Source organism: Nocardia arthritidis NBRC 100137 (assembly GCF_001612765.1).
Taxonomy (GTDB): domain Bacteria; phylum Actinomycetota; class Actinomycetes; order Mycobacteriales; family Mycobacteriaceae; genus Nocardia; species Nocardia arthritidis.
The window spans coordinates 1-5,821 of the sequence record NZ_BDBB01000083.1 but is presented as its reverse complement, the minus strand read 5'-3'; the positions used below and the strand labels follow the sequence as shown (position 1 = coordinate 5,821).

The following is a 5,821-nucleotide window of genomic DNA, read 5'->3' as shown; positions in this document are numbered from 1 at the left end:
CCGCCGTGGTCGGCCACCCGCGCCGGTTCGCTTTGTGCCGGTGCACCTCGGCGAGCGCGTCGCGGGCGCGGTCGGCCGCGTCCCGGACACCGGGAAGATCGACGAGGGGCTGCAGCGGATCGGTCACGGCATACGAGGCTACTTGCGGCCGCGCGGACCGATCCGCGCGCCCGGCTCGCCTACCCGGCCAGCAGATCGCGTCCCGGGATCGCGTCGAGCAGCTTGCGCGTGTACTCCTGCCGGGGATGGTCGAACACGTCGTCGGTCGTCGCCGCTTCGACCACCTTGCCGCGCTGCATGACGAGCACGTCGTCGGCGATCTGCCGGACGACGGCCAGATCGTGGGTGATGAACAGATACGCCAGACCGAGCTCGGCCTGCAGCTCGTTGAGCAACCGGAGGATCTGCGCCTGCACCAGCACGTCGAGTGCGGACACCGCCTCATCGCACACCACCACCTCCGGCCGGAGTGCGAGCGCACGCGCGACGGCCACGCGCTGACGCTGTCCCCCGGACAGCTCGTTGGGGTAGCGCCGCAGCACACCGGCAGGCAGCGCCACCTTGTCGAGCAGCTCCCGCACGGTCGCCTCCCGTTCCTCGGGAGTGCCGATCCGGTGGGTGCGCAACGGCTCCTCGATGGTGCGGTAGATGGTGTACATCGGGTCGAGCGAGCCGTAGGGGTCCTGGAAGATCGGTTGCACCCGGCGGCGGAATGCGAACGCGCCCTTGCGGTCCAGGGTGGTCACGTCCTTACCGTCGAACGTGACCGTGCCGGAGGTGGGCGCGAGCAGCCCGAGGACCATCTGCGCCACCGTCGTCTTGCCCGAGCCGGATTCGCCGACGATCGCCGTGGTCGACCCGCGCCGCAGCCGGAACGATACGTCGTCCACCGCGACGAATTCGGTCGATTTCCACGGCGTGCGCTCGCGGATGCGGAACGTCTTCGTCAGGTGCTCGGCTACCAGCACCTCGTCCGGAACCACCGTGAGTTCCGTGTCGGCCGCCGCCACCTGCTCGGCAACCTGGACGGCCTGCGCACGGATCTCCGCCCGGCGCCGCACCGCCGAGCGCCGCGCGGCCAGCGACGGCGCCGAACTCACCAGCCGCTTGGTGTACAGGTGCTGCGGATCGCGCAGAATCCGCAGTGCCGGGCCGGATTCCACGACGCGGCCGCGATACATCACCACCAGGTGTTCGGCCCGCTCCGCCGCCAGGCCCAGGTCGTGAGTGATCAGCAGCACCGCGGTGCCGAGTTCGGCGGTGAGCCGGTCGAGATGGTCGAGGATCTGCCGCTGCACGGTCACATCGAGCGCCGAGGTCGGTTCGTCGGCGATGAGCAGCTTGGGCCGGCAGGACAGGCCGATCGCGATCAGCGCGCGCTGGCGCATGCCGCCGGAGAACTCGTGCGGATACTGGTTCACCCGGCGTTCGGCGTCGGGCATGCCCGCTTCCTCGAGCAGCTCCACGGCTCGTTTGCCGGCGGCCTTGCCCTTCGCGATACCGTTGGCCTCCAACGTCTCGCGGATCTGGAATCCGACCTTCCACACCGGATTCAGATTCGACATCGGGTCCTGCGGGACGAGCCCGATGCCGCTGCCACGGACCGCGACGATTTGTCGTTTGGTAGCCGCCGTGAGGTCCGTGCCGTCGAATCTGATCGAGCCGGAGGTGATCCGGCCCGTGCCGGGCAGCAGGTCGATGATCGCGTGCGCGGTGGTCGACTTCCCCGAACCGGATTCGCCGACGATGGCCACGGTCTGCCCCGGATAGACCGACAGGCTCACATCCCGGACCGCGGGCACCGGCTTGCCGTCGGCGGTGAAACTCACGTTCAGATCGGTGATCTCCAGCAGCGGCCGCTCGCTCTCGCTCATCGCTTCCTCGCCTTCGGATCGAGGGCGTCCCGCACGGCGTCGCCCAGCATGATGAAGCTCAGCACGGTCAGCGCGAGCGCCGTCGCCGGATAGAACAGGATGGCCGAGGTGCGGATCTCCTTCTGCCCGGTGGCGATATCCGCACCCCAGGACACCACCGTGCGCGGCAGGCCGACGCCGAGATAGGACAGCGTCGCCTCGGTGACGATGAAGACGCCCAGCCACAGCGTGGTCACCACGATCAGCGGTCCCGCCGCGTTCGGCAGCACGTGGCGCAGAAGCGTCCGGATGCGGGAGACGCCCAACGCTTTCGCCGCCGTGACGTAGTCGCTGTTCCTCGCTTGGATGACAGCGCTGCGGGCGATCCGCGCCGCCTGCGGCCAGGTGAACGAGGCGAGGATGACGATCACCGTCCAGATCGTGCGCGCGTCCAGCAACTGCATGATCACGATGGCGGCCAGCATCAGCGGGATCGCGTAAAAGATCTCGGCGACCCGGGAGACGATCGAGTCCAGCGGCCCGCCGTAGAAGCCCGACAGCGCCCCGAGCGTCCCGCCGATCAGTACGAACAGCAGCGTCGCGCCGACACCGGCGAGTACGGAGGCCCGCGCGCCGTAGACCGTCCGGGCGTAGATGTCGCAGCCCTGCTTGTCGAAACCGAACGGGTGGCCCGCGCCGCGCGGGTCCATGCTGAAATCGCCATTGCAATACCGCGGGTCCTGATCGGTGAACAAACCCGGCCAGATCACCACGATCAGCACGAACACGATCAGCACCGCCGCCACGACGAAGATCGGGTTGCGCCGCAGTTGCCGCCACGCGTCGCGCCAGATGCTGGTCGGCGCGCCCGCAGCAGGCACGGCGTCGGTGGCGAGCACCTCGACCTCGTCGGGCGGGGCGACGAAGTGCTCCTGGCCGCGGCGCGGCGGCCCCTCGGTCGGGTCAGGCATAGCGGATCCTCGGGTCGAGTGCGGCGTAGAGCAGGTCTACGACCAGGTTGGTGACCAGGAAGATGACGATCAGCACCGTGACGAAGGAGACCACGGTCGGCGGTTCGCCCCTGGTGATGGCCTGGTAGAGCGTGCCGCCGACGCCCGGGATGTTGAAGATGCCCTCGGTGACGATCGCGCCGCCCATCAGAGCGCCCAGATCGGCGCCGAGAAACGTGACCACCGGGATCATCGAGTTGCGCAGGATGTGCACGGTCACCACACGCGGCCTGCCGAGTCCCTTGGCGGTCGCGGTGCGCACGTAGTCGGCGGACATGTTCTCCGCCACCGAGTTCCGGGTCAGTCGCAGAACGTAGGCGAACGACAGCGAGCCGAGCACGAACGCGGGCACCAGCAGTTCGCCGACCGTCGCCTTCCCGGACACGGTCACCGGAACGACCCCCCACTTCACCCCGAGCAGATACTGCGCGAGGAAGCCCACCACGAAGACCGGCACCGCGATGACGATCAGGCTGACCACGAGCATCGTCGAATCGAACAGTTTGCCTTTGCGCAGCCCGGCGATCAGGCCGAACAGCACGCCGAAGACCGACTCGATCAGCACCGCCATGAACGCCAGCTCGAGGGTGATCGGGAACGCGCGCGCGAGTTCGTCCCGCACCGGCCTGCCGGAGAAGGCAGTGCCGAAGTCCAGCGTGAGGATGCCCTTCAGGTACAGCAGGTACTGCACGAGGAAGGGCTCGTCGAGGTGGTAACGCGCCCGCAGCTGTGCCTCGACCGCGGGCGTCATCGGTTTGTCACCGGCCAGCGCGTGAATCGGATCGCCCGGGACGACGAACACCAGGGCGTAGATGAGCAGCGTCGCCCCGAGGAACACGGGGATCATCTGAAGCAGACGCCGCACGACATACCAGGCCATTTCGCCTCCTGGGTAGCGCCGCCGAGCGTCATGCGGACGCCCGGCGGCTGGCGGCTACTTCTCGATGTTCTCGAAGGCGAACAGCCCGTTCCAGGCGAGTTCGGCTTTCCGCACCCGGTCGGAGCGGCCCGCCGCGGCCACGTAGTCGAACACGGGAATGTCGGCCAGGTCCTTGATCAGCAGCGCCTGCGCCTGCGCGACGATCTTGTAGGACTCCTCCTGGGTCGACGCGGCCAAGGCGGCATCGAGCAACCGGTCGAACTCGGGGCTGTTGTAGTCGACGTTGTTGGTGTCGGAGTAGCTGTAGTACTGCGAGGTGAGGAACTGCAGCATGGTCGGGTAGTCGCCCTGCCAGCCGTAGCGGAACGCCTTGTTGATCGTGTGCGCGTTCACCTCGTCGCGGATGTTCTTGAACGTCGGGTACGGCACGCCGATGGCGTCGATGCCGAGGGTGTTCTTGACGCTGTTGGCCACCGCCTCCACCCAGGCCTGATGGCCGCCGTCGGAGTTGTAGGCGATCTCGTAGCGGCCCGACCACGGCGAGATCGCATCGGCCTGTGCCCACACCTTCTTGGCCTCGTCGGGGTTGTACTTCAACACCTCCGCACCGGGCAGGTTCGGGTCGAAACCGGGCAGCGTGCTCGCGGTGAAATCGCGCGCCGGGATCCGGGTCCCGTGGAAGATGTTCTGCGCGATCTGTTCCCGGTTGATCGCCATCGAGATCGCGCGGCGTCGCAGCAGCCCTTCCTGGCCGGAGAAGTGCGCGACGTTGGACTGGATGCCGATGTGCTGGTTCTGGGCGGTCGGCTTGGTGATCGCGCGGTCGCCGAGATCCTGCTGATAGGAGGTGAGCGCGCTGTCGGGCACGGTGTCGAGCGCGTCCAGGTTGCCCGCCTGCAGGTCCGCGTAGGCGGTATCGAAGGACTGGTACATCACGAACCGAAGCCCCTTGTTCTTGGCTCGGCGGCCGCCGGGGTAGTCCGGGTTGGGCACCAGATCGATCTTGACGTTGTGCTCCCACGCCCCGGTCCGGGCGAACTTGTACGGGCCGTTGCCGATCGGGTTCTCCCCGAACGCCTTGATGTCCTTGAACGCGGCTTCGGGCAGCGGATAGAACGGCGCGTACCCGAGTTCGGTCTCGAAGTCGATCGACGGGGCTTTCAGCTCGATGGTGAAGGTGCGGTCATCGATCACCTTCAGACCCGACATCGTCTGTGCCGTCGGTTTTTCCGCGGACACCTCGTCGAAACCGACGATGGGGCCGAAAACGTAGCTCTGCAACTGCGCGTTGCTGCCGAGGGCCCCGTAGTTCCATGCGTCGACGAACGACTTCGCCGTCACCGGGGTACCGTCGGTGAACTTCCAGCCGGGCTTGATGGTCACCCGGTAGTTCTTCCGATCCGTGGTCTGGATCGACTCCGCCATCTCGTCGTGCGCCTTGCCGTCGGCGTCGTAATACTTCAAGCCCGCGAACAGCCGGTCGACCACGCGCCCGCCCATGTTCTCGTTGGTGTTGGTGGGCACCAGGGGATTCTGCGGCTCGCCGCCGTTGACGGTGACGAGGTCGGCATCGGCGCCATCGCCCGAGGAACATGCGGACAGCCCGAGCGTCGTGGCCAGTACGACTGCCGCGCTCAGCGCCATCGCTCTGTGGAATTTCAACGCGTCCTCCCGGTGCGAGAAGGGGGGAGCCGATCGGCACCCGCGCGAGGTCCATCAGCGCATGCCGACACGATCCCCCTGTGTGTTGGCAGAGTAACGACCGGCGCGGGCACTGTCACCTGATTGCGCCGAGTTCGGTGCACTTGTTACCGATACGGCAACATCGCCGAAACACCCCGGGTTTCGTGCGCAAACGGGTCATTCGACCGAAATATTGCTTTCGTCGGGGTGGGAGGGAACGCACGTCCCGGGAGGACGCGCGGCAGTGTGGCGTCCCGCGGAACCCGGCCGATACACCGCACGCGGCATGGGTCACAGTTGATTACTGTCGAACTCGGCTGCGTCGAATCGTGCGCTCAGGCTATGTGGAAAGAAGAGACGAGATGACTGAAACCAGCGCCGACCACAGGGACTCG

General features: G+C 67.1%; 4 protein-coding genes and 1 pseudogene. All 5 read right to left on the bottom strand.

Annotated features, from left to right (window positions below; translation table 11 throughout):
• Positions 1 to 127 (bottom strand): annotated as a pseudogene (locus NA8_RS35410) (oxidoreductase); the annotation flags it as partial.
• Between the two features lie 52 nt (positions 128 to 179).
• A complete protein-coding gene (locus NA8_RS32015; RefSeq protein WP_063054027.1) occupies positions 180 to 1,874 on the bottom strand; it encodes a dipeptide ABC transporter ATP-binding protein in 1,695 nt (564 codons plus the stop codon).
• A complete protein-coding gene (locus NA8_RS32010) occupies positions 1,871 to 2,824 on the bottom strand; it encodes an ABC transporter permease (protein ID WP_063054026.1) in 954 nt (317 codons plus the stop codon). The genes NA8_RS32015 and NA8_RS32010 overlap by 4 nt, the downstream gene beginning before the upstream one ends.
• Complete coding sequence (locus NA8_RS32005; RefSeq protein WP_063054025.1) at positions 2,817 to 3,743, bottom strand: ABC transporter permease; 927 nt, start codon at positions 3,741 to 3,743, stop codon at positions 2,817 to 2,819. Before NA8_RS32005 ends, NA8_RS32010 begins: the two co-directional genes overlap by 8 nt.
• Before the next feature lie 54 nt (positions 3,744 to 3,797).
• Positions 3,798 to 5,387, bottom strand: a complete 1,590-nt coding sequence (locus NA8_RS32000; protein WP_063054024.1) for a peptide ABC transporter substrate-binding protein — start codon at positions 5,385 to 5,387, stop codon at positions 3,798 to 3,800.
• Positions 5,388 to 5,821 lie beyond the last annotated feature (434 nt).

Bases quoted from the DNA above. Each gene is read 5' to 3' on its own strand.
- NA8_RS32015 (WP_063054027.1), bottom strand. From the start codon at position 1,874: ATGAGCGAGAGCGAGCGGCCGCTGCTGGAGATCACCGATCTGAACGTG.
- NA8_RS32010 (WP_063054026.1), bottom strand. From the start codon at position 2,824: ATGCCTGACCCGACCGAGGGGCCGCCGCGCCGCGGCCAGGAGCACTTC.
- NA8_RS32005 (WP_063054025.1), bottom strand. From the start codon at position 3,743: ATGGCCTGGTATGTCGTGCGGCGTCTGCTTCAGATGATCCCCGTGTTC.
- NA8_RS32000 (WP_063054024.1), bottom strand. From the start codon at position 5,387: ATGGCGCTGAGCGCGGCAGTCGTACTGGCCACGACGCTCGGGCTGTCC.